Here is a 22,447-nt window from a genome sequence, read left to right as displayed (position 1 = left end):
CGTTAAGCTTCGCCGAGGTCATCTCGCGACAGAACGTCTTGGTAGAGCCGGATGAGTCCGGCCGCCTCTGAGTCCCACGTGATCTTCACACGAGCAGCTTCCGACGCTTGCCGAAAGCCGTCACCATCATCCAGCACGGAAGTCACTGCCTTTGCAAACTCCCGAGGATCTTCTCCCTTGAATACACGCCCGACGCCTTCCTCCGCGACTAGTCGTGACACTTCCGGTAGCTCTGATGCCACGATTGGAAGTCCGGCAGAGATCGCCTCAAACAGCTTGTTTGGAAGCGCGAACTCGTGATTGAGGCAATCGGGCCTCAAGAATACGTACGCAACATCAGAGTCTGACAAAGTCCCCGGCACCTCACCTGACGGCACTGGACCCACGACGTGAATGCGATTCGCTACGCCGAGACTGGCCGCGAGATTCCGTAATTCGAGTAAGTAATCCTGGGAGCCAAACCCGAGCATGACGAAGTGTACGTTGTCCGGTAGCAGCGGCAGTGCCCTCACGACAATGTCAACACCTCGAGTGGGGTTCAATCCGCCAGAGAAAGAAATGATGCGGTCCTCCGGAGATAGTCCCGCGAGCTCACGGAGGCGACCCGGAACGTCGTCGATCGGATCTGGAGCGTTCCGCACGACGGAAGGCAGGCTTCTGAGCCTGTACTTGTCCTTCAACCAGCGTGCAATGGAATCAGAGACGGTGATGACGCCGGCGGCGGCGGGTACGGTCGCCCTCTCATAGAGAGCCTCGACGTGTGGTGCCAAGATACGGTTCTTCTTTGTCGCCCTGTGCAGCCATAGTTCGTGAGAATCGTAGACAAACGGAACTTTCAGAGCCCTGGCGGCGAGATAACCCGGAACGAGCGTGTTGCCATCATTGCAGTGGATGAGGTCGGGCTCGAACGCCTTGAGCTCCGCGACCATTCTCATCCACCAAGAAGCCAGCCCGAGCGGGGAGTCGATGGTGTTCGCAACTCTGTAGCCTGCGTCTTTCAGCTTCTTGATGGCCCTTTGCTTCGCAGTCAAGGGTTGTAACGAAGAGGAGTTGAGTTCAGCCGGCTCCGCCGAAATGTGGCCTGCCGCGTCAACGCTCATTCCCGACCCGCGCCGCAATGAGTGCAAGAGACTTTTTGGGACAACGGAGTAGGCAGAGACGCCCGGAACTCTGAGCACCGCTCGTCCGTCGACAACGATGTGCTTTTCCGACGTTGGGCCGCCCTGGAGTGCACGACAGAAAATCTTCACCTCGGCACCCGCAGAAGTGGCCGAGCCTGCTTCCTTCAGTACGCGCGCGTCCCTAAAGACTTCATGGGCGACCAGCTGCGCAATACGAGCGGGCCGCGAGCCTTTCGTGAGTTTGGTCGAGCTCCAGTGTGCCGGCGAGTCACTAGCCATAGTTCTTCAGATTCCCATCTGGCGTCAGGCCCGCGAGAAGCGCCTGTCTGGCGAACTCCGGCTCATCCCTGACAACCTCATCGAAAGTGCCACGAGCGGCAACTTTGCCATCTTTCATGAAACAGACTTGGTCCGAGTGACGAATCGTCGCCAGTCTGTGTGCGACAACAATTGTCGTCACGTCGCCAGCGAGTGCCGCGACCGCTTCCGTAACTGCCGCTTCGGTTGCTGTATCAAGCGCTGACGTCGCCTCGTCCATGACAAGCACGATGGGGTCAGCATAGAGCGCCCGTGCAATGCCGAGCCTCTGTCTCTGGCCGCCGGAGAGGCTGATACCGCCTTCACCGACCTTCCCGTGGATGCCTTCAGACCTTGCCTCGATAACGTCGAGTAGTTGGGCGCGATCGAGTGCGCGGCGAACTCTCTCGTCGTCGATCAGGTCGTCTTCCCACGTCAGAGCCACATTATGGGCCACGGTAGAGTCGAAGATTGCAACGTGCTGCGGGACGTAGCCCACTCGTGACTGCCACGAAGCCATGGCATCGGCCATCGGCACATCATCGATATAAAGAGCTCCCCCGGTAGGCTCGAGCAGACCAAGCATGATGTCGACCAAAGTGGACTTTCCCGAGCCGGACTCGCCGACGAGGGCGAGAGACGAGCCGAAAGGAATATCGAAGGAGACTCCATCAACCGCCAGTGACGATGCGTTCGGGTACCTGAAGCTAACGTTGTCTAAACGGAGGTTGCGGACGTCTGAATCGAGAGTAAGACCGCTCTGCTTGACCGCGTAGGACTCCCGATTTCGTTGACCGATTTGGATTTCGTCGAGAACGCGCTCCGCATACGGCATCGCAGCGGCCGTTTGCGCCATGATGGTTTGAAAACGGGTGAACGCGGGGACGAGACGGAATCCCGCAACCCCAAACAGAGCGAGTTGAGCGACCGCGCCTTCCATTCCAGAGCTGGAATATCCGTAGGCCGCTGCGAGGGCAAGCCCGCCGATGAGCGCCATTTCCAACACATAACGTGGCACCGAGCCCAGGAACACTTGGTTGGCTCGTGCGGTTGACGCTTTCTGTCGGACATCCAGCACGACTTTTTGGATCTCGTCACCCTTGTTTCGAAGTGTGACTTCCTTAAGGGACTGAACCATCTCAGAAATTAGCCTGACAGATCTCGTCGAATAATCACGATTGTCCCGACCCGCCTTCACCGCTCGTGTGAGGACCCAACGAGACAGAAAGAATCCCACAGCGGCGAAGTAAACAACGGCGCCGACCGCCATCGCAGGCGTCGCGATGAGGAGGACCGTGATGACAGCAACGAACGTGGCAATCTCGCCCATCAGCTGTGTGTACGGAATCAGTATCCCCGACACAGTCGAGGAGACACCGACATCGGTCGAGCGGACAAGATCGGACGAGTTCCTCGAGAGCCGGTCCAACCAGGGAGCGAAGAAGAATGAGTCAAGAAGTTTTGCGCCAAGGGCCTGCTCAAAACGAGCGAAGCGTCGCGTTGAAAGACGCTGGACAACGATCCCGAGGACTCCCTTGAGGAGAATGAGACCACAGACGATCCCTAGCGCTATTCCGAAATCTCCCGGTTCGGACAGCGTGATGCCGAGGCCCGGAACAGTAACGGAAGAACCAGAGATCAGTGGGCCCAGCAAGAGAGCCAAAATGCCGAGCGCTGCAATGTCGAGGAGTGCGAGCGCGGAGAGCGCTCCAGCAAAGAGCCTGATGAAGCGCCGCGAACCTGCGGGTAACGCAAGCAGAAGGTGCTTCACCAGATGCAGGAGTCTTTTCATTGCGCTTCCTTCACAGTCTTGAAGATTGCTCGGGCCGCTCTACTCGCCGCCGCTGACAGGCTCACGTTCTCAATGGCCCACTCGGCGAGCCCACTGCGGTCTCCAGTCGAAGCCGCGGCGTCATGCATCGCCTGTGCAACCTCTGCGACATCATACTCGCACGACCAGCCCAGATAATTCGCTCGTATAAGATCGCGCGCAAGGCCAGCTCCCGCATAAATAACGGGGCTCCCGCACGCCCAGGCAGCCATCGTCTTCGTCGGGAACGCCATGTCATACCCGATACCAGGACGGATAGAGACAAGCGCGGCGATGGCGTCCCGCTGATAGGCGGCGGCAACGTCAGGGGATACCGGAGGAAGAATGTGTACCGCCTCACCCACGCCTAAACCATCCGCAGTCCGGCGCAGATCGTCGACGGCATTGCCCTGCCCGACGAAGACGAGCCGCAGATCCGGGAAGTCGGCGTGAATCTGGGCGAGAGCCCTCACGAAGACATCACTTCCCCGCCACTCAGACATCGTGCCTGCGTAGACAAAGTAGGGTGTGCCAGCGAGCGGTGAAGGGTCTCCGTCAGGCGTAAAAACGCTGGTGTCGACACCGTTTTGAACCGTCGTCACGTTCGTCGCACCCAGTTGCTTTGCACGGTCCGCAACAGCGGCATTAACGGCGATGACATTGGCTGCACCCGTGAGCACCCAGCGTTCGACCGCCCGCAACGCGGTAACGACAACGGACGGGACATTTGTGCTTTCGGAGGCGTCGGACCAAATGTCGGCAGCGTAATAGACATAGGGTCGCCTGCGAATTGTCGCGACAATGCGCGTCATCATCCCCGTCGTTGGCGGGGGCTCACAGATGTAAACATCCGGCTTCGCATCAGTGAGCAGATGCCAGAGGAGCGGTAGGTCGAAGCTCAGGTACTGGAAGTACCCGCGGAGATAACCATCCTCACCTCTGAGCACGCGATGCCTGTTAACAGCAAACGGTGCTCGCCGGTCAGCTTCCGTCGCCTCTGCGACCAGCTGTGGCGGCGGCTTCGATGTGTGGACTCGCACGCGAGCCCCAAGTTCAACGAGGCCCGCCGCCAAGGATCGGAGCCGGAACGCAGCAGCGGCCCGTTCCGGCTCCCAGATTCGGGAGGATATCGTCACGCGAAGCGCGCGGTGTCCTTCCGTGCTGCGTTGATTCACGAACTAAGGCTGACCGACTGCCCGGTCCTGGCTGAGTCCAGGATTGCCTGAATGACTTCGAGGGTCTTGACGCCCTCGACCATGGTGACGATCTCGTGTCCAAGACCGTTCACCGCATCACGGAAACGTTCCTGCTCAACCTTGAGAGGCTCACGCTTCTCAATGGCGAACCGGGTGATGGCTCCTTCGGAAACGCCGCGGAACTGGGCGACAGCGTCCCACTGTGTCCTTACTGTGCCATTTTCGTAGAACGTCAGGTCATTGTTGAGAGTGTCGGCAAGCAGAGCACCGCGCTCGCCGGTGACGAGAGTGAGTCTTTCCTTGAAAGGCGAGAGCCAGTTCACGACGTGGTTGACAATGATGCCGTTTTTCAGACGCCCGGTGACGAGAACCATGTCCTCGAACTCACGGCCGGACCTGTGCGAGGTCTGAGCAGCAACGTTCTCGTACTCGGACTGGGCGACGTAAGCGGTGAGGTCGATGTCGTGGGTCGCCAGATCCTTGACAACGCCGACGTCGGAAATTCGCGCAGGGAAGGGACCCTGCCTCCTCGTCTGGATCTGGTAGATCTCACCAAGGATCCCGTCCGCAAGCTTCTCACGCAATGCCATGATCGCGGGGTTGCACCGCTCGACATAGCCGACAGCACCGACAAGGTCTGGCTTGTCGAAGGCCTCGGCAACCCGCCGGCCCGCCTCGACATCGTGTGCGATCGGCTTCTCAACCATCGTGTGAATGCCGGCCTCGGCCAGCTTAATCGCAACGTCCTCGTGGTAGACGGTCGGCACGGCGACCATGGCTGTGTCGATTCCAGCATCAATGAGCGCGTCCACGTCAGGAAGCACGTCGAGACCCTTTGCGACACCGAACTTGTCACCGCCGGGATCGGCGATCGCGACGAGCTCCATGCCTTCGGTTTCACGAATCACGCGGGCGTGGTGACGGCCCATGGAGCCGATTCCGATAATTCCTGCACGCAGTGTCATCACGCACCTGCCTTCGCAGTCTCGTTGACCGCCTCGACAATCCGGTCGAGGTCATCCTGGGTCAGGGACGGATGGACGGGCAGAGAGAGGACTTCCTTCGCTGCCGTCTCAGTCACGGGTAGCTCGAGGTTCGGGGCGTACGGGGCGAGGGAGGGCAGGCGATGGTTCGGGATCGGGTAGTAAACTCCGCATCCAACCATGTACTCCTCGCGTAGCGCGGTTGCGAAACGATCCCTCTCCGCACCGTCCGAGCCTTCGATCCTGATCGTGTACTGGTGGTACACGTGCACAGCACCATCCATCACAGGCGGGGTCACAACACCCTCGAGATTGGCGTTGAGGAATGCCGCGTTTTCCTGGCGAGCCTTCGTCCATCCTGCGATCTTGCGCAGCTGGACGCGACCGATCGCCGCATGTATGTTCGTCATCCTGTTGTTGAGACCGACAACTTCGTTCTGATACTGGGTGAGCATTCCCTGATTGCGAAGCAGCTGAATCATGCGCACAAACTCAGGATCGGTCGCAGTCACCATGCCGCCCTCACCAGACGTCATGTTCTTCGTTGGGTAGAGCGAGAACGCACCGAAGGTGCCAAACGTGCCGACCTTCGTACCGTGCAGGGACGCACCGTGCGCCTGTGCTGCATCTTCGAAGATCATGAGCCCGTGTTCCTCGGCGATCTTCGACAGCTCATCCATATTAGCCGGGTGACCGTAGAGGTGGACCGGCATGATCGCCTTCGTCCGCTCAGTCACCGCTGCGCGCACCGAATCAGGGTCAAGGCAGAAGGTATCGAGCTCGATGTCGGCGAACACGGGGGACGCTCCCGTGATGGCAACGGAGTTTCCTGTCGCAGCGAAAGTGAAGGACGGCACGATGACCTCGTCACCCGGGCCGATTCCGGCGGCGAGAAGCCCAAGGTGAAGAGCGGAAGTTCCGGAGTTAACAGCGATCGACGTCGCACCCGGAGTCAACTCCGCAGAGAACTCTTCCTCAAACGAGGCGACTTCGGCGCCCTGCGCCAGCATGCCTGACACGAGGACCGCGTCCACTGCCGCGCGCTCTTCATCACCTACGATCGGCTTGGCCGCGGGAATCATGGATTTTGCCATCAGGCATCAACCTTTCGGATTGTCGAATCGCATTCTTCAAAAATGTCGCCGGTCGCCGGGCACGCCCAGCGCCCCCCGCCAATGTCCTCGAGCTTCACTCCGGCGAAGCCGACCCAACCGATCTGGCGTGCGGGGACGCCCACGACAAGCGCGTGGGGTGGGACGTCCTTCGTTACAACGGCTCCCGCCGCGACAGTGGCCCATTTTCCGATGGTCACGGGCGCCACGCAGACGGCGCGAGCGCCAACCGAGGAACCCTTTTCAAGGGTGACGCCGACATGGTCCCAGTCGGAGGCCGATTTTTGCGTTCCGTCCGGGTTAATCGCGCGGGGATATAGATCGTTCGTCAGCACAGCGGCGGGGCCGATGAAGACACCATCAGCAAGCTTGGCAGGCTCGTAGACGAGCGCATAGTTCTGAATCTTGCAGTTGTCGCCGAGGAGGACGCCTTCTCCGATGTAGGCTCCCCGACCGATGATGCAGTTCTTGCCGAGGACTGCATTCTCTCGGATCTGGGCCAGGTGCCACACGCTTGAGCCTTCGCCGATTGTGGCTTCTTCGGAAACATCAGCGGTATCGACAACACGGATCGTCATGTGCGCTCCTCACACGAGCCTCAGCGGCTTATGTTCAACTCTGGCATGGGCTGTGTGCCGTTTGGGTTGGCATGCTCGCATGCTGGCCGGTGGATTCGGCTACGCCAAAGGTTATCATGCGATACTTAGGCAATGAGCATGACTGGATACCCCCCGATCGTTCGAAAGACGTGGCTGGTCGTGCCTCTGTACAACGAGGCGACCGTCATCGGGGATGTCATCTCGCACACCCTTCAGACCTTTCCCAACATTCTGTGCGTGGACGATGGATCCGTGGATGGTTCGGCGTCCCTTGCACATGCGGCGGGAGCCGAAGTCGCGCAGCATCCAATCAACCTCGGCCAGGGCGCCGCACTGCAGACCGGCTTTGACTGGGTCCTGACATACACGGATGCCCGCTACGTCGTCACTTTTGACGCCGATGGTCAGCATCGAACAAGCGACGCGCTACGGATGATCGAACGGGCTGAGGCAGACAATCTTGGCTTTGTGCTCGGCTCCCGGTTCCTCTCGGAAACCCATCAGGCGGGCGCACTGAAGAAGCTCGTCCTTCGAACAGCGGCGAAAGCGACGAAGCTACGCACCGGCATGGACATGACCGATGCTCACAATGGTCTGCGTGTGCTCCGCAGGGACGCTCTTGAACAAATCCGACTCAGACAGAACCGCATGGCACACGCCTCTGAGATTGTGCACCAGCTCGCGGCCACCCGACTGCCGTGGGCAGAGGAATCCGTGACTATTGACTACACCGACTATTCTCGGTCGAAGGGACAGAGCCTTCTCAACGGAGTGAACATCGTGACCGAGATGCTGTTCGGCTAGTAGACATGAGAAAGAAAGACTGAGTCGTGGTAATCAAAATTGTCCTCATCGTAGCGGTGCTTGTCATCGCCTACTTCTTGATCAAGTCAACGAGTAACACGAAGAATGTTGCCCTTCGGCGGCTTCTTCTCGTCGTGTTCGTCCTTCTCGCGCTCGGCTCGATTCTCTTCCCAGACACAACGAGCACGGTTGCGCAATGGGTCGGCGTTGGCCGCGGCGCCGACCTCATTCTCTACCTCCTCGTCATCGCCTTCCTGTCTTATGCCGTGGTCAGCTATCGCCGGATGAATATCTTCGAGAATCGCATCACCGACCTCGCACGTGAGCTCGCTATCGCTCGGTCGCAGCCACAGGGTAGCCAGTTCGAAGTCCCGGGCGGATCCGTTCCCGCTCCGAAGGAGTCGGACAAAGATGCTGGCGTTCACGGCATTGAGTCAGGAAACGGTGGCGCCACGTCGGGAGAAAGCTGACGGACTCCGAACTGGTCACGGGATGATGGGACGCTTCTTATCGAGAATTCGCACGTCCGCGTCGAACCACATCTGTCCGAGCCGGCGGTCCCAGTCACGTCCGAAATAGAGGTCACCACCCGGGATGAGACTCAGTTCGCCGAAGACAATCTCTCCACTGAGCCGCTCGAAGAGATCGACCCTGACAAAGCCTGAATTGATTTCAAGCGACACTCGCCGGGCGATATCGACGAGCTCAGATAGGTTTCCCGGGGCTGTCAGATTTGCGTTGATAATGACGTCTTTGCGCAAACGACCAGCGCTCGTTCCGTCTGGCCGGTAGAGCTTCATCTCCGTATCGCCCGCTCCTCGCGCCATCTGCTGGACCAGCCCAACTTCGCCGTGGAACGAGAATATCTTCCACTCCATTGGTCGAGTGTGACCATCCGCAACGGACTCCTCAACAATCAGACGGTTGACACGGCCGCGCCTACTCTTGACGACTCGCTGTTCCGCTTCTGCCGCAATTTCGTCGTGATCGAGCCGGTTACCGGTAATGAGTTCGATAAACGACCCGTCATTCTCCTTTCGCATGACCATCACTCCACGCGACGACGCGCCCCAATCCGGTTTGATGACAAACTGCTCGCCATAATCGAGGGGTCGAAGCTCACGTGCCGCGACCGGTCCGTCGAGAAGAGCAGGCACCGGCGCGCCTGCTGCCTGCGCAATGGCCCTGCACCGGAGTTTTGAATTCTCCGGATAGAGCTCGTCATCCATGCCATGTCTGCTGACAAGTTCTTTCCAATAGGCGCGCCGGTACTGCAAGGAGCGATAGAAGGAGGGGGCAAGGCTGGGCCGTGTCAGGTGATTTTTCCGTTCTTCCAGCCGTCTTCGCATCTTTCGCCATTCAAGAACGGCAATCCGCTGGATCGTCATCCCACGAAAGGTCAAAGCCATTGAAACCCCGCTTCACCAAGTGTCGACTCTTCTCTTAGTCGACAGACGACTACCAGCATATCTATCCACTGCTGTGCGCCTAAGCACGCCGCTACGCACGGGAGGGTCATCGAGGCTGTCCGTTCCCGCAGTCTGACGGCTCATTCGCAGGCGTCGATCGTCCACAGCCCGATGTCGTCGCTGTACATCGCGAACGGTGTGAGCCCATCGCGCGGCACGTCGAAAAAACCGGGCCGGCCCTGGTCCGAGTAAATGCCCTCCGCGTAGTCGACTGGTTTGAGATAGACGTGGGTGGCGCCGAGCTCCCTCACCGCGTCGCACACGGCTGGATCCTCGAGGTAGTCACGGAAGTTGTTGACGAGATAATGCTCGGCGGTGCCGGGACGGTACGTGTTGATCGCCTTCGGGTAGGCATCGACTCCACCCAGTGCGTAGAAGAACGTCGTGCCGGACAGCGGGTTACCAACGACGACGGCATCATCCGGCAACGTCGCTGCAGTAGCCTCGATGAACTCAATTTCTTCCCAGGTCGACACGACCGTCCTCATCCATCCGCTGTTCGGTGTGAAGTACTTGTATTCGAGCCCGGCCTTCTTCTGCTCGTCACGGAAATGACCTGTTGTGTCCCATGCCCAATGGACAACGAGCGATATCGCGAGCAGTCCGGCCGCGGCACTCATCAAAGCGGGGGCTTTCAGCCGGCGCCTCACGATTCGCTGGACCGCAAGGCCGATGAGGGCGACACCGGCTCCCGATAGCACGCCCATGGGGCCAGCAATGAGCGCGAGGATGCGGGGGAAGTCGTTATAAAAGAAGCCCGTGAACACGCTCCCCCACCACTCGACCTTCATCGCCCCGACCGAGAGTGTCGCCGCGACGATCCAGGCTCCGACGACAGCGCGGGAGCTCCGCCACACGAGAGCAAAGGTAGCGCCGATGATGAGGAACATGGGAAGAATCCACGGCTCCCAGCCCGCACCCACAAGCGTTGATTCATCGGTGAGGACAAGAGTCAAGCGTTCCCAGTTATCCGCCCCGGTCGTTCCCCGCGGATAGTTGGCGACCGCCTGCACCCGCGGATGAGAAAGGACCTCTCGGATGACGATGGCCGCCAGTCCCGCGCCGAGCCCGATGGCGAGAGCGGTCTTCCACTTCCTCGACCGCGCAACTGAGGCTAGCGGCCCGGCGGCCGCTGAGATAATGGCAGGCAGGGCCATGAGGCCAGCACCCACAACTGTCGCGGGCTGGGCGTAGACGAGCCCGAGAGTGGCGATGCTGAGGAGGATGAGAATCGACCATCTCATCCTCGGGTAGACGGCCACCCAGACGAGACACAGGAACGCTGGGACAAGGGCCGCGCCGAGGGCGGCAGGTAGCGCCGTGCGGTAGCCAAAGAGGACTGCTGGCAGGGTGATAAGCCAGCTCGCGGTGACGGGAGCGATGAGGGCAACGGAGGGATGCTCAGGGAAGGATTTGAGCGCAAGCCCGCCAATCCCCAGAGGAAGGATGAGGCAGACCGAGAGGATGATGACAGCGTTCGTTGCCCCGGCGGCACCCAGCCAGGGTACGAGGGCTCCGAGTGCGTGGAAACCGGAAGGATACGACACCGTCGCATCCTCATAGAGCCGTGACATGGCGAAGATGGAGGCGTCACCGGTGTCGATGACTGCGCGGACCCCAGACAGGTGGTAGATGCCATCCCAACCGACCGGCACCGCGTTCGGGACGACGAGTGCTCGAAGAAACGTCCATCCCCCAATCGCAGCGGAGACGAGAGTGCCGCCAATAAGGGCTACCCCCGGCAGTGAGTGCTGCCATGTGGGCCGTCGTAGCTCCCCCAGCTTGAACGCGGCGCCCGCACCGATCGCAGTGATGATGGTCGCGGTGACAAGCCAGCTCCCGGGGCTCCAACCGATGCCGAGGAACCGAAAGATGTGGGCGGTCATGGCGATGAGACCAAGAGCGAGAAGCGGGCTCACCGCAAGTGCCGGCAGCGCGGGGACACGGAAGGCGCGGCTCACCGCATATCCGGGCACCATGAGCATGAGGGCGAGAGCCATCATGCTCAGCGCCAGGTCAGCCCACGTCATAACATCCCTCATTCACGTCGCCCGCTGTGCGCATATGTCGTAGGAGACTTTACGTGACGAGCGTGAAGCCGCACCGGCATATTGACCATCCTCACGCCTGCACCGTGCGGTGCTCCGCTTTCCACTGACGCTGAGCGCTCGCCACGACTCCCACGAAAGGCGGGGAGCGGCTGTCTTTGCGATAACGTGGTGACCATGAAGATTTCCGTTATCGGCTGTGGCTATTTGGGCGCAGTCCATGCCGCGTGCATGGCCGAGCTGGGCCACGACGTCATCGGCGTCGATGTTGACCAGGAGAAAGTCGACCTGCTTTCCGCGGGCCGGGCACCGTTCCATGAGCCGGACTTCGAGGACTTGCTCGAACGGGGCGTGAGCTCGGGTCGCCTGTCATTCACGACAGATTTCGCTCAGGTCGCCGACTGCCGCGTGCATTTCATCGGCGTTGGCACCCCGCAAAAGGCCGATGCTCACGGTGCTGATATGCGCTACGTCGAGTCCGCTGTGCAGTCACTGCTTCCCCACCTTGCGGACCGCGCAGTCGTCGTCGGCAAGTCGACCGTGCCGGTCGGGACAGCCGACAGCCTCGAGCCGTCAGTCACGGAAGCCGGCGGTGTCCTCGTCTGGAACCCTGAGTTCCTGCGGGAGTCCTTTGCTGTCAAGGACACATTGCAGCCTGACCGATTGGTGTACGGCCTCTCGAAGAACCCAGAGAGTGCCGAGTACGGCCTCGCCATGGTTGACGAGGTGTACGCCGATATTATCGCGGCTGGCACGCCTCGCCTCCTCATGGACTTCCCGACCGCTGAGCTCGTGAAGGTGTCGGCGAACTCGTTCCTTGCAATGAAGATCTCGTTCATCAACGCGATGGCGGAGATTTGTGACGCGACGGGTGCGGATGTCACGAAGCTTGCCGAGGCGATCGGCCTTGATGATCGGATCGGCAGGAAGTTCCTGCGGGCCGGCATCGGCTTCGGCGGCGGCTGCCTCCCGAAGGACACTCTCGCCTTCCAGGCTCGCACCGAAGAGCTCGGCCTGGAATCTCTCAACTTCCTCACCGACGTCAACGCCATCAACGAGCGCAGACGCCAGCGCGTTGTCGATCTTGTCGTAGCAGAGCTCGGCGAGGACCTGACGGGCATGCGTATCGCCGTTCTCGGGGCGGCCTTTAAGCCGAACACGGATGACACCCGCGAGTCTCCCGCCCTCGACATCGCCGAACGGCTAGACCGCCTCGGCGCCGATATCATCATCACCGACCCGGCCGCTGGCCCTGTCATCGCTGCCCGTGACCCCGAAGCACCTATTGCTGCAGACGCTCACGAGGCGATTGAGGGAGCCAACATCACCCTCCTGCTAACGGAATGGGATGAATTCAAGAGCCTTGACCCCACCACCCTCGCGCCTGCCCGGAAGATCATCATCGACGGACGCAACGCCATCGATTCCACAGTCTGGAAGAACGCCGGCTGGACCTACTACGGCATGGGCCGCTCCTAGGAGAGAAAGACACTATGAAGATTCTCGTCACCGGTGGTGCCGGTTTCATTGGCGCCAATTTCGTCCGGACAACTGTTGAAGACAGGCCCGATGTCGAGGTCGTTGTCCTCGACAAACTCACCTACGCGGGCAATCCGGCCTCGCTCGCTGGACTTGATCGCGTTACCCTCGTTGAGGGCGATATTGCCGACGCTGACACGGTCGATCCGCTCGTGAAGGATGCGGACCTCGTCGTCCACTTCGCAGCCGAGTCCCACAACGACAACTCACTCAACGATCCTTCTCCCTTCATCACGACGAACATCATCGGCACCTTTACGCTGCTCGAAGCCGTTCGCCGGCACGGCGTCCGCTTCCACCACATCTCCACCGATGAGGTTTACGGCGATCTTGAGCTGGACGATCCCGCGAAGTTCACCCCGGCAACTCCGTACATGCCGTCCTCCCCCTATTCGGCATCAAAGGCGGCATCGGATCATCTTGTCCGTGCGTGGGTGCGGTCGTTTGGGGTTGAGGCGACCCTGTCGAACTGTTCGAACAACTACGGTCCGTACCAGCACATCGAGAAGTTCATTCCTCGCACCGTCACAAACCTCATCGACGGTGTCAAACCGCGCCTCTACGGCGCGGGCCTCAACGTGCGCGACTGGATCCACGTCCGCGATCACAATACTGCGGTGTGGGCGATCATCGAGCACGGAACGCTTGGCGAGACGTACCTCATCGGCGCCGACGGTGAGAAGAACAACCTCGAGGTTGTTCAGATGATTCTCGAAGAGTTCGGGTACGACAAGGATGATTTCACCCATGTCACTGACCGTCCCGGTCACGACCTGCGCTACGCCATCGACAACACGACGCTACTCGAGCTTGGTTGGGAACCGGAGTTCAAAGACTTCGCATCCGGACTGGCCGACACCATCGCTTGGTACCGGAATAACGAGGATTGGTGGCGCGCTCAAAAGGCCGAGGTCGAAGCGAAGTACGCCAAGACGGGACAGTAGGCTAGCGGGTCATCCAACGCGCCCGAAGCTTCAATCCGGTGATGATCGCCCCGCGTAGCGGGGCGTTCTTCACGCCCGGGTACGCCTGGCGGATGTAGCGGACGGCAGAGTCGTGGTGGGCGCGGATCATCATCGCTGGCTTGTCCCGCCACGACATGCCCTGGTCGTGGATGACGGTGGCTGTGGGGACATAGATGGACTGCCAGCCAGCCTCCGTCATTCGCCTGCCGAGGTCAACATCCTCAAAGAACATGAAGTACTCCGGATCGAACCCGCCGACGTGCCAGAACGCTTCTCGTCTCATGAGCAGGCAGGCGCCGGACAGCCACCCGCAGGCGTGCTCGACGTCGGTTCTGCCGTGGTAGCGCGCCGTCCACGGGTTGTTTCGCCAGAACGTCGTGAACAGGGCGTGCCCAACGCCGGTGGAAACCGATGGCAATTCCCTAGCCGACGGATAAATCGATCCGTCCATGTTCGCGAGCTGCGGTCCAAACACCCCGCCCTCCGGCCACCGTGCAGTCGCTTCGACGAGTGCGGTCACGGCACCCGGGGTAAATATCGTGTCGGGGTTAACAAGGAGGAACCAGTCGGCGTCCGAGTTGAGGAGAGCAAGGTCCGCTGCCGTTCCATATCCAAGGTTCTCGCCGGGACGGATGATGCGGGCGCCACGGTCAGCTGCGACACGGTTAACGATTCCCGTCTCGGTGCCGTTGTCCACAATGTCGACGGTGTAATGAAGCCCTGGGCACGCATCCTCGAGGGATACGATCATCCGCTCCAGCTCTTCGCCCGGGTTGTAGGCGACCGTGACAACGTGAATCTCTGGTCCGGCCACTTCTTCTCCTCCGTGTGATCTACACAGACAGACTAGGCCAATTTTCGCAAGACTCTCGCCTTGCGGACTAGTATCAGAGCGTGAGTCCGTTCTCCTCCCCCCGCGAGGCTAGCCATGCAGCAGCCAGCCGACAGTATCCCTGGGCGGTTCCGGTGATCAGCATGCTCCTCGCGATTGTGCTGTTCGTGGCGTCAGCAATCTACTTCGCTTACACGCGTCTCGACAGCAACATCCAGTCGCAGGACATCGACATTTACCTCGACCGTGAGTCCGAGGAACTTGAGCCGTACAAGCCGGGCGAGGACGTCAACTTTCTCATTCTCGGATCAGACGTGCGTGCGGGTGAGGCCGACATCGATGGCGCAGGCCAGTCAGGCGATGTCGTCGGTATGAGGTCCGACACGACAATGCTCGCCCATATCTCTGCCGACCGCTCACGTGTGGAAATCATCTCAATCCCCCGCGACACCCTCGTCGACATCCCGTCGTGCCGCCTGCCGGACGGGACGTGGACATCCCCGAAGAGCCAGGCGATCTTCAACTCGGCTTTCTCCATCGGCGGGCAAACGAACGATGTCGGCGCGGCAGCCGCCTGCACGATCCGCACCGTCGAGGACATGACCGGGCTCTTCATCGACGGCTTCGTCGTCGTGGACTTCGCGTCGTTCCAGCAGTTTGTCGATGCTCTCGGCGGGGTTGAGATGTGCTTCGAAGAGGACCTCGCGGACTCGATGGCGGGACTCAACGTCGCGGCTGGCTGCCAGACTCTCGATGGGGAGCAGGCGCTCGCATTCGCGCGTGCCCGCAAAGGGATCGGCGACGGGTCGGACATCGGCCGCATGCAGCGCCAGCAGGACCTCGTTCTCGCGATCGCGGAGGATGCGCTGAGCCGCAATATCCTCACGGACCTGCCGGCCCTCTACAGGCTTGTCGATGCTGTGTCCCAGTCGATTGTCACGGATGCTCAGCTCGGCAACATCGACACTCTTGCCTCGCTCGCGAACTCGATACGCGGCGTCTCGACGGACGATATGTTCCTCATGACGATGCCGTGGGATCCGGCTGGCGCGCGTGTGCTCCCGGCGGCGGAAGGTGAGCTTCTGTGGGAAGCTCTGCTGGACGATGTCCCACTCAACACGATCTTTGACGAGGATGGCGAGGTCAAGCCGCCCGAAGATCCGAGCGCGACTCCGAGCACCGCGGACGAAACTCAGGAGGCCGAGTGACCGGCGTACCGTCATATCCGCCGAAGAATCCCGCCAAGCGGCCCTCTGCTGCTGGCGCCACGATCATCCGCGGCCGGAACCAGCGCATGTCAACCCCGTCAGAGTCCGAGGATCCTGTGCGGCAGCCTGTCGACAGGGTAGCCCGCCCTGACGTTCCTCCGCCCTCGTTCGCTCCGGCACGCAGGCGGGGTGCGCCGCGGCCACAGCAGCCGCTCGGGCTACCGATGGACGAGATGCAACGCCCCGCGCCGAGACCTGCGGCGCCCCCGCCCGCACCTCCGCGACAGGTTGCGCCCGGGCGCCCGCACCGTCGTCGCCGCGTCGTTGGTCCTCTCGTGCTCCTGCTCGTTATCGCCCTCGTCGCGTGGCCGGTGTTCCTCTACTTCTATGGCGATTCGAAGCTACAGCATGTCGAGGCGTTGTCCGGCGCTCCCAACACTCCGGGGCGAACCGTGCTGTTCGCCGGAACGGATCGGCGTTCTGAAGATGGCATTAATGACGGCGTGGAAGGACAACGATCGGATTCGATCATGCTTGTCCATGTCCCCGAGTCCGGCAACCCATCCCTCATCTCGCTACCCCGTGACACCTATGTGTCGATCCCGCGGTACGGCAACGCGAAGCTCAACGCCGCCTACTCGGTCGGCGGCCCGCAATTACTTGTTGAAACCGTAGAAGGGCTCTCCGGTCTGACGATCGACCACTATGTGGAGGTCGGCATGGACGGCATTTCTTCCCTCGTCGATGCGGTGGGCGGAGTTGAGCTGTGCCTCGACTACGACGTCAACGACACGATGTCGGGGCTCGTATGGGAGGCCGGATGCCATGACTCGAACGGGGAGACTGCACTGGCGTTCACCCGCATGCGGTACTCCGACCCCCTCGGTGATATCGGGCGCACAGCGCGTCAGCGTCAGGTCATCGCGAAGATTATGGACAAGGCGGCAAGCCCCGCCACACTCATCAATCCGGTGCGCCAGTACAGTCTCGTTGGCGAGACAACGTCCGCGTTGACGGTGGATGAGGACATGAGCTTGTTCGAACTGGGCAGGATTGCGCTGCCGATGAGAACGATCATGGGCCCCAATGGAGTGATTGGGACTCCCCCCATCGTCGACGTCAACTACCAGCCTGGCGGAGTCGGCTCAACCGTGCTCCTTGACCCCCAGGGCACCGAGGAGTTCTTTGCCAAGGTCGCTGACGGCTCGATTAGTCAAGCCGACGTCGGAGTGAATCTCCCTTAGCCCTGGCGATCTCCGCAAGGTCCTCCTGGAACTTCGCCATCTGACGACCGATCCGCTCGTCAGTGATTCCGAGAATCCGCGCCGCAAGAAGACCGGCGTTACGCGCGCCCCCGATCGACACCGTCGCAACTGGAACCCCCGCCGGCATCTGAACGATCGACAGGAGAGAATCCATGCCGTCGAGGTGAGCGAGGGGGACGGGTACGCCGATGACCGGCAGTGTCGTGACGGAGGCGAGCATGCCTGGCAGGTGGGCGGCGCCGCCCGCACCGGCGATGATGACACCAATACCGCGAGAGGTCGCTGTTCTGCCGTAGTCGATCATCTCCTGGGGCATGCGATGCGCGGAGACGACATCAGCCTCCCATTCGATGCCGAATTCGTCGAGGGCGGCGGTTGCCGTCTCCATGACCGGCCAGTCCGAATCGGACCCCATGACAACGCCAACACGCATGTTATTTCCCTTCGAGGGTGGCGATGGCGGCACGGGCTCGCGCCCGCACCTCCTCCAGCTCATCCCCTGTCACGGTCACGTGCCCAATCTTTCGTTCGGGCCGGACCTCCTTGCCGTACATGTGAATCTTCACTCCCGGGTCAGCCTCCCAGACTGCGCTGAGGGCTTCGCGAGGGTCGGCCAGCTCGGAGCCGAGCAGGTTGACCATGACGGACCAGGGCGCGAGCGGGGCGGTATCTCCGAGTGGCAGATCGAGAACGGCGCGCAGGTGTTGCTCGAACTGGCTCGTCACGGCGCCTTCGATCGTCCAATGCCCGGTGTTGTGTGGCCTCATCGCCAGCTCATTGACGAACAGCTCCTCCCCAACCGCGAACATCTCAACCGCAAGAACTCCGACGACACCCGTCTGCTCAGCGATCGTTCTCGCGATGGTCTCGGCCTTCGTGTGGAGCGCGGGAGAAACCGGGGCGGGGGCCGTCACCTCGAAGCAGATGCCGTTCCTCTGGACGGACGTGACGAGCGGCCATGCCCGAATCTCGCCGGAGGGCCGCCGAGCGACAAGCTGAGACACCTCAACGTCGAAGGGAACCTTTTCTTCGAGGAGAATCGGGGTTCCGTCGGTGTAGTCCCATGGGATGTCGGCGGCAGAGGTGACGACAGCAACGCCCTTGCCGTCGTAGCCGCCACGCGGCGTCTTCGCCACGGCTGTTCCGCCGAGTTCCGCGATCGCTCCATCGATCTCGTCACGGCTGGCGGCCTCCCGCCATCGCGGGTGCGGGGCATCAAGTTGCGACCGCATGACGAGTTTGTCCTGGGCGAAGATGAGCGCATCGGCCGAGGGTCGCGAGCCGATCTCGTTGAGGATATCGCTGGGAATATGCTCGTGCTCGACGGTGACCGGGTGGCCGTCGGTGAAGGCGACGATCGTGTCTCGATCGTCGGCAGCGCCGACCTCGCTGTAGCGGATCGCTTGAGCCGCCGACCCATCATCGGCCTCGACAAGCGCTCGAAGCTCAATTCCGAGAGCGATCGCCGCTTCCTGCATCATCCTCGCCAGCTGGCCGCCTCCGATGACGCAGACGACGGGCGCGGCCGCGCGAGCACCCGTGCCGACTACTTTCTGTCCCATGTCCTATATGCTAATCGAGTGTTCTCGCGTTTCGTTAGGCGGCTGCTACGCGGCCAGACCCTAAAGGAATGGTTGATCGAATTTCTCAGGTTCTGCACCGTCGGTCTCGGCGCGTATGTTGTCGACGTCGGCCTGTTCAATTTGCTCGCCTACCACTGGCCAATCGACCTGCCATTTGATCAGTCGATGACCGCGAAAACAATCTCGGTCTCGGTCTCCATCGTGTTCGCGTGGACCGGGAACCGGCTGTGGACGTTCCGCTCAAAACAACAGAATTCGCGCCGCCGCGAGTTCGCCATGTTTGTCCTCGTCAATATTGGCGGGATGGCGGTCGCTCTCGCGTGTCTCGCGGTGTCCCGCTTCGTCCTCGGGTTCGACTCCCAGTTTGCCGACAATATCGCCGCGAATGTTGTCGGGCTCGTTCTCGGCACAGCCTTCCGCTACGTGCTCTACCGGTACGTCGTGTTCAACCCGCTTGCCTCAGCGGCGGCGGCGCCTCGATCCCATTGAGATGAGAGCACCCTGAGGTAGGACCTTGTCCGGGTCGAGCGAGGTTGGCACGGCATTGAGAGTGAGGGAAAACACCGGCGGGCTGTTTTGAGACAGTTCAAGCTTCCCGCCGTCCGCACGCGCCAGATTGAGCGCAAGAGGTAACCCAAGCCCCGTCGATCCGCCGGTTGACACACCCTGTTTGAATATGGCGTCCCCGATGTCATCGGGCACGCCGTCACCCTCGTCGGCCACCGTAATGACGACGCCCTTTCTGTTCGCGGTGCGGCGGGCCGACACCGTCGTCTTTCCCGCCCCGTATTTAACCGAATTTTCGATAAGGGTGGCGATGATCTGAGAGAGCGATCCGGGTGTCGCGAGGACTGTCACGTCCTCCTCACCTTCGAAGCTCAGCTCGCGTTTTGCTTTGGAGTAGACCTTGCGCCATTCCTGCCACTGCTGATCGAACACCCTGTCGAGGTTGACGACCTCGGTTGTGCCACCCACATCCGAACGGGACGTCTTGAGGAGCTCCGCGACGACGCCAGTCAGGCGCTCAACCTGATCCTGGCACGCGTGGACCTCGGTCAGCACCTCCTCATCCTTCGTGATCATCTCGATCTCGTCGAGCCTCATCGACAGGGCTGTCAGCGGGGTGCGTAGCTGATGGGAGGCATCGGCAGCGAACTGCCGCTCAGCGGCGAGCCTGCCCGCCATACGGTCCGCTGTGCGGATGAGTTCCTCGTTGACGAGATCGATCTCTTCGATGCCGGACTTCCGCAGGTGCGGCCGAACGGTGCCGGACCCGAGCTGTTCGGCTGAGGCAGCGAGGTAAATGAGGGGCGCGGACAGTTTGCGCGACTGCCGTGCTGCCATGAGGGCGCCCGCAATAAGAGCGAAGATCGATGCGATGGAGACGAGGATGATGAAACCAGCGATCGAGCGATAGACGTGAATTCTGTCGGTCTGAACCTGGACGACGGCACCAGCGACGCCGCGCTCGACAACCGTAATCGGGTCGGAGATCGGCTCTGCCCCCTCAATCCGCTCGCCGTTCGGCATAAATACCGTGACGCGCAAAGACTGCGGAGAATCGCTACCCCAGCCGCTCACGAGTTCTGCCGTCACCTCGTCGCCGCGGTCGATGCGACGGTCGATAATCGATGTGAGGGACGACGCATGGTCGCGCATGCTGGAGATCTCCTGGTTCCACAGCATGGTCGAGCCAAAGATCGCCATCGGTAGTCCGAGAAGGACCACTGCCAGTGCGACCGCCAGCAGAGTCATCCTCAGCGCACGGCGACGCATGATCTAGTTCTCGAAACGGAAACCCATACCGCGAACGGTCGAGATGTAGGTCGGCTCCGCGGCGTCATCGCCGAGCTTGCGGCGAAGCCACGACACGTGCATGTCAAGCTTCTTCGTTGACGTCGCGGTCTCAGAGCCCCACACCTGTTCCATGAGATCCTCTCGGGACACGACCGAGCCAGCATCTCGCATGAGAACGGTGAGGAGATCGAACTCCTTGCCCGTCAGGTGAAGCTCCTTGTCGCCCACCCACGCGCGGTGAGCGGACACATCAACCTTCACGTCCTGTGCGCTGAGAATGTCGAGCTCCCCCTCATCGCCAGCGCCTCTGCGAAGCAGGGCACGCACGCGCGCCATGAGCTCGGCGAGGCGGAACGGCTTCGTCACGTAGTCGTCTGCCCCCGCATCGAGCCCGACAACCATGTCGACCTCGTCCGCACGCGCGGTGAGGATGAGGATCGGCACGGTCAGGCCTTGGCTTCGGATCGTGCGGGCGACATCGAGGCCGTCCATGTCCGGCAGGCCGAGATCGAGGATGATGAGGTCGGCTCCGTTCTGAAGCTCATCGAGTGCACTGCGCCCGGTGGTGTGCGGGCGCACCTCATATCCTTCCCTACCGAGGGCTCGGACCAGAGGATCTGAGATGGCGAGATCATCTTCAACAAGTAATACCGTAGTCACGGTTTCAGTATAGATGCATAACCAATCATGTGGACTCGTTCATCGATTTTTGCGCTTCTCTTACCGTCCACTGACTTCAGCCGCACAGGGACGTGGGGTGGCCACGACCGGGCTAGCGGAACCGTTTGAGCTCGAAGATCTCAACCTTGCCGGTGCCGCCGAGGTCCTGCTGCCCATACGGAAGGACCATGTACGTGCTGAGACCGGCCTCACCGAGCGCCGAGTACGTCGCACGGTCGATGAGGATCGTTCCCTCTGCCGCGATGTCGACGAGCCGGCTCGCCAGGTTGACTGTCGGGCCAAATATATCCCCGAAGGAGGACACGACCCGGCCCCACAGGAGCGAGGCCCGCACGGGTAGCATTCCTTCGATCTTGCCGAGCTGGTAGACGAGCTCAGTTGCCACCTTCGCACCAATCTTCACATCGTCGGCGATGAAGATGACGGCGTCTCCCACGGTCTTGACGAGCCGCGCGCCGTTCTCTGTGATGATTTCCCGGCACGTGAACTCAAAGTCGCGGATAAAGGTGATGAGCTGGTCGCTACCAAGCTCACGGGATTTGGATGTGAACGCGACGAGGTCAATGAAGCCGACCGCTCTCTGGAGGGGCGGGAGGTCCGGCCTATTCTTCTCCGGCCCGCGGCGTCGTAGCTCGAGGTCGGCGCGGCGTAAGAACGCAGCCGTGTGCCGACGCCACACGTACCTCATCTGATCCTCGAGGAGCTGAAGGTAGTCGTCGATGTGGTCGATAACCCAGTAGCGGGCGGCTATATCGTCGATCTCGAAGGTCGACTGAGCGAATTCGACGAGGGCCTCGTACTGCCACAGGGCAATCCGGTCGGCCATGTGGCCCTGTGCGAGAACGAGAGAGTTGAGGGTTGTCGCATCAAGCTGACCGGCGGACAGCTTGTCAAAATGCCGGCGCATCATTTCAATGTCGAAGCCCGTGAAGATGCGGTCGTTCTCTTCATCCTCGATCGCGGGGAATCCCATCGCCGTCCAAAACCGGCGGACAATGCGGGATTCGACTCCCAGTCGCTCGGCGACGTCGACGAGCGTGAACTGCGGCTGCCCGTTGAGAAGAGAATTCACTCGCGCCTCGACGGTGAGGCGCGTCCTCTCAAGGTCTGTGTCGCGGATCACATGTGGTAGTCTATC

Annotated in this window: 21 protein-coding genes; 7 read left to right on the top strand and 14 right to left on the bottom strand. The window is 61.1% G+C overall.

From position 1 onward, the window contains the following. Window positions 1-2: 2 nt before the first annotated feature. The 6 genes from H7E91_RS03265 to H7E91_RS03240 are packed head-to-tail and all read right to left on the bottom strand — an operon-like array spanning window position 3 to window position 7,097. On the bottom strand, window positions 3-1,400 hold the full coding sequence (locus H7E91_RS03265; protein ID WP_241698353.1) for a glycosyltransferase family 4 protein: 1,398 nt from the start codon (window positions 1,398-1,400) through the stop codon (window positions 3-5). Continuing rightward, window positions 1,393-3,210 (bottom strand): ABC transporter ATP-binding protein, encoded by a 1,818-nt coding sequence (locus H7E91_RS03260; protein ID WP_182353680.1) that lies wholly within the window; start codon window positions 3,208-3,210, stop codon window positions 1,393-1,395. Before H7E91_RS03260 ends, H7E91_RS03265 begins: the two co-directional genes overlap by 8 nt. Further along, on the bottom strand, window positions 3,207-4,403 hold the full coding sequence (locus tag H7E91_RS03255) for a glycosyltransferase (protein WP_182353679.1): 1,197 nt from the start codon (window positions 4,401-4,403) through the stop codon (window positions 3,207-3,209). The genes H7E91_RS03260 and H7E91_RS03255 overlap by 4 nt, the downstream gene beginning before the upstream one ends. Further along, complete coding sequence (locus H7E91_RS03250; protein ID WP_182353779.1) at window positions 4,400-5,389, bottom strand: Gfo/Idh/MocA family protein; 990 nt, start codon at window positions 5,387-5,389, stop codon at window positions 4,400-4,402. Before H7E91_RS03250 ends, H7E91_RS03255 begins: the two co-directional genes overlap by 4 nt. Next, the gene (locus H7E91_RS03245; protein ID WP_182353678.1) at window positions 5,389-6,501 is read right to left on the bottom strand and encodes a DegT/DnrJ/EryC1/StrS family aminotransferase; all 1,113 of its coding nucleotides are present in this window, start codon (window positions 6,499-6,501) and stop codon (window positions 5,389-5,391) included. Before H7E91_RS03245 ends, H7E91_RS03250 begins: the two co-directional genes overlap by 1 nt. Further along, window positions 6,501-7,097: an acyltransferase gene (locus tag H7E91_RS03240; protein ID WP_182353677.1), complete on the bottom strand. Its 597-nt coding sequence runs from the start codon at window positions 7,095-7,097 to the stop codon at window positions 6,501-6,503. The genes H7E91_RS03245 and H7E91_RS03240 overlap by 1 nt, the downstream gene beginning before the upstream one ends. A gap of 132 nt (window positions 7,098-7,229) precedes the next feature. Here H7E91_RS03240 and H7E91_RS03235 point away from each other — a divergent pair, with 132 nt between their 5' ends. After that, on the top strand, window positions 7,230-7,922 hold the full coding sequence (locus tag H7E91_RS03235) for a glycosyltransferase family 2 protein (RefSeq protein WP_182353676.1): 693 nt from the start codon (window positions 7,230-7,232) through the stop codon (window positions 7,920-7,922). A gap of 26 nt (window positions 7,923-7,948) precedes the next feature. Then, entirely contained in the window at window positions 7,949-8,392 is a 444-nt protein-coding gene (locus tag H7E91_RS03230) for a DUF2304 family protein (RefSeq protein WP_182353675.1), read from the top strand. A gap of 15 nt (window positions 8,393-8,407) precedes the next feature. Here the strand turns inward: H7E91_RS03230 and H7E91_RS03225 are convergent, their stop codons facing one another. Next, the gene (locus H7E91_RS03225) at window positions 8,408-9,331 is read right to left on the bottom strand and encodes an ATP-grasp fold amidoligase family protein (RefSeq protein ID WP_182353674.1); all 924 of its coding nucleotides are present in this window, start codon (window positions 9,329-9,331) and stop codon (window positions 8,408-8,410) included. Window positions 9,332-9,471: 140 nt separating this feature from the next. Further along, a complete protein-coding gene (locus H7E91_RS03220) occupies window positions 9,472-11,421 on the bottom strand; it encodes a DUF6541 family protein (RefSeq protein WP_182353673.1) in 1,950 nt (649 codons plus the stop codon). 195 nt (window positions 11,422-11,616) lie between these two features. Between H7E91_RS03220 and H7E91_RS03215 the strand changes: the two genes are divergently transcribed. Continuing rightward, window positions 11,617-12,918: a UDP-glucose dehydrogenase family protein gene (locus H7E91_RS03215; RefSeq protein WP_182353672.1), complete on the top strand. Its 1,302-nt coding sequence runs from the start codon at window positions 11,617-11,619 to the stop codon at window positions 12,916-12,918. Between the two features lie 14 nt (window positions 12,919-12,932). After that, window positions 12,933-13,922 (top strand): dTDP-glucose 4,6-dehydratase, encoded by a 990-nt coding sequence (gene rfbB / locus H7E91_RS03210; protein WP_182353671.1) that lies wholly within the window; start codon window positions 12,933-12,935, stop codon window positions 13,920-13,922. Between the two features lies 1 nt (window position 13,923). On the opposite strand, the gene H7E91_RS03205 is transcribed toward rfbB, so the two are convergent. Next, window positions 13,924-14,757 (bottom strand): glycosyltransferase, encoded by an 834-nt coding sequence (locus H7E91_RS03205; protein ID WP_182353670.1) that lies wholly within the window; start codon window positions 14,755-14,757, stop codon window positions 13,924-13,926. 161 nt (window positions 14,758-14,918) lie between these two features. Between H7E91_RS03205 and H7E91_RS03200 the strand changes: the two genes are divergently transcribed. Then, window positions 14,919-15,983 (top strand): LCP family protein, encoded by a 1,065-nt coding sequence (locus tag H7E91_RS03200; RefSeq protein WP_182353669.1) that lies wholly within the window; start codon window positions 14,919-14,921, stop codon window positions 15,981-15,983. After that, a complete protein-coding gene (locus H7E91_RS03195; RefSeq protein ID WP_338401714.1) occupies window positions 15,980-17,227 on the top strand; it encodes an LCP family protein in 1,248 nt (415 codons plus the stop codon). The genes H7E91_RS03200 and H7E91_RS03195 overlap by 4 nt, the downstream gene beginning before the upstream one ends. Here the strand turns inward: H7E91_RS03195 and purE are convergent. Together purE and H7E91_RS03185 are read right to left on the bottom strand one after the other, a co-directional pair. Then, the gene (purE, locus tag H7E91_RS03190) at window positions 17,193-17,681 is read right to left on the bottom strand and encodes a 5-(carboxyamino)imidazole ribonucleotide mutase (protein ID WP_182353668.1); all 489 of its coding nucleotides are present in this window, start codon (window positions 17,679-17,681) and stop codon (window positions 17,193-17,195) included. The genes H7E91_RS03195 and purE overlap by 35 nt on opposite strands. Before the next feature lies 1 nt (window position 17,682). Next, a complete protein-coding gene (locus tag H7E91_RS03185) occupies window positions 17,683-18,810 on the bottom strand; it encodes a 5-(carboxyamino)imidazole ribonucleotide synthase (protein ID WP_182353667.1) in 1,128 nt (375 codons plus the stop codon). 72 nt (window positions 18,811-18,882) lie between these two features. On the opposite strand from H7E91_RS03185, the gene H7E91_RS03180 reads away from it, so the two are divergent. Further along, the gene (locus tag H7E91_RS03180; protein WP_241698351.1) at window positions 18,883-19,320 is read left to right on the top strand and encodes a GtrA family protein; all 438 of its coding nucleotides are present in this window, start codon (window positions 18,883-18,885) and stop codon (window positions 19,318-19,320) included. Here H7E91_RS03180 and H7E91_RS03175 read toward each other — a convergent pair. From H7E91_RS03175 to H7E91_RS03165, 3 genes are all read right to left on the bottom strand, one after another. Further along, window positions 19,291-20,607: an ATP-binding protein gene (locus tag H7E91_RS03175; RefSeq protein ID WP_182353665.1), complete on the bottom strand. Its 1,317-nt coding sequence runs from the start codon at window positions 20,605-20,607 to the stop codon at window positions 19,291-19,293. The genes H7E91_RS03180 and H7E91_RS03175 overlap by 30 nt on opposite strands. A 3-nt stretch (window positions 20,608-20,610) precedes the next feature. Then, complete coding sequence (locus H7E91_RS03170; protein WP_182353664.1) at window positions 20,611-21,288, bottom strand: response regulator; 678 nt, start codon at window positions 21,286-21,288, stop codon at window positions 20,611-20,613. A gap of 112 nt (window positions 21,289-21,400) precedes the next feature. Continuing rightward, entirely contained in the window at window positions 21,401-22,432 is a 1,032-nt protein-coding gene (locus H7E91_RS03165; protein WP_182353663.1) for an adenylate/guanylate cyclase domain-containing protein, read from the bottom strand. Window positions 22,433-22,447 lie beyond the last annotated feature (15 nt).

The sequence above is a fragment of the Flaviflexus huanghaiensis genome (assembly GCF_014118685.1).
Lineage (GTDB): Bacteria > Actinomycetota > Actinomycetes > Actinomycetales > Actinomycetaceae > Flaviflexus > Flaviflexus huanghaiensis.
Note: the sequence above shows the minus strand (reverse complement) of the source record. Positions and strands in the feature narration are given on the sequence as shown.

What these genes read in the sequence shown, in the direction of transcription:
- H7E91_RS03250 (WP_182353779.1), bottom strand. Translation starts at nt 5,389, where the DNA reads ATGACACTGCGTGCAGGAATTATCGGAATCGGCTCCATGGGCCGTCAC.
- H7E91_RS03185 (WP_182353667.1), bottom strand. Translation starts at nt 18,810, where the DNA reads ATGGGACAGAAAGTAGTCGGCACGGGTGCTCGCGCGGCCGCGCCCGTC.
- H7E91_RS03245 (WP_182353678.1), bottom strand. Translation starts at nt 6,501, where the DNA reads ATGGCAAAATCCATGATTCCCGCGGCCAAGCCGATCGTAGGTGATGAA.
- H7E91_RS03215 (WP_182353672.1), top strand. Translation starts at nt 11,617, where the DNA reads ATGAAGATTTCCGTTATCGGCTGTGGCTATTTGGGCGCAGTCCATGCC.
- rfbB (WP_182353671.1), top strand. Translation starts at nt 12,933, where the DNA reads ATGAAGATTCTCGTCACCGGTGGTGCCGGTTTCATTGGCGCCAATTTC.
- H7E91_RS03240 (WP_182353677.1), bottom strand. Translation starts at nt 7,097, where the DNA reads ATGACGATCCGTGTTGTCGATACCGCTGATGTTTCCGAAGAAGCCACA.
- H7E91_RS03225 (WP_182353674.1), bottom strand. Translation starts at nt 9,331, where the DNA reads ATGGCTTTGACCTTTCGTGGGATGACGATCCAGCGGATTGCCGTTCTT.
- H7E91_RS03220 (WP_182353673.1), bottom strand. Translation starts at nt 11,421, where the DNA reads ATGACGTGGGCTGACCTGGCGCTGAGCATGATGGCTCTCGCCCTCATG.
- H7E91_RS03175 (WP_182353665.1), bottom strand. Translation starts at nt 20,607, where the DNA reads ATGCGTCGCCGTGCGCTGAGGATGACTCTGCTGGCGGTCGCACTGGCA.
- H7E91_RS03260 (WP_182353680.1), bottom strand. Translation starts at nt 3,210, where the DNA reads ATGAAAAGACTCCTGCATCTGGTGAAGCACCTTCTGCTTGCGTTACCC.
- H7E91_RS03235 (WP_182353676.1), top strand. Translation starts at nt 7,230, where the DNA reads ATGAGCATGACTGGATACCCCCCGATCGTTCGAAAGACGTGGCTGGTC.
- H7E91_RS03265 (WP_241698353.1), bottom strand. Translation starts at nt 1,400, where the DNA reads ATGGCTAGTGACTCGCCGGCACACTGGAGCTCGACCAAACTCACGAAA.
- purE (WP_182353668.1), bottom strand. Translation starts at nt 17,681, where the DNA reads ATGCGTGTTGGCGTTGTCATGGGGTCCGATTCGGACTGGCCGGTCATG.
- H7E91_RS03200 (WP_182353669.1), top strand. Translation starts at nt 14,919, where the DNA reads ATGCTCCTCGCGATTGTGCTGTTCGTGGCGTCAGCAATCTACTTCGCT.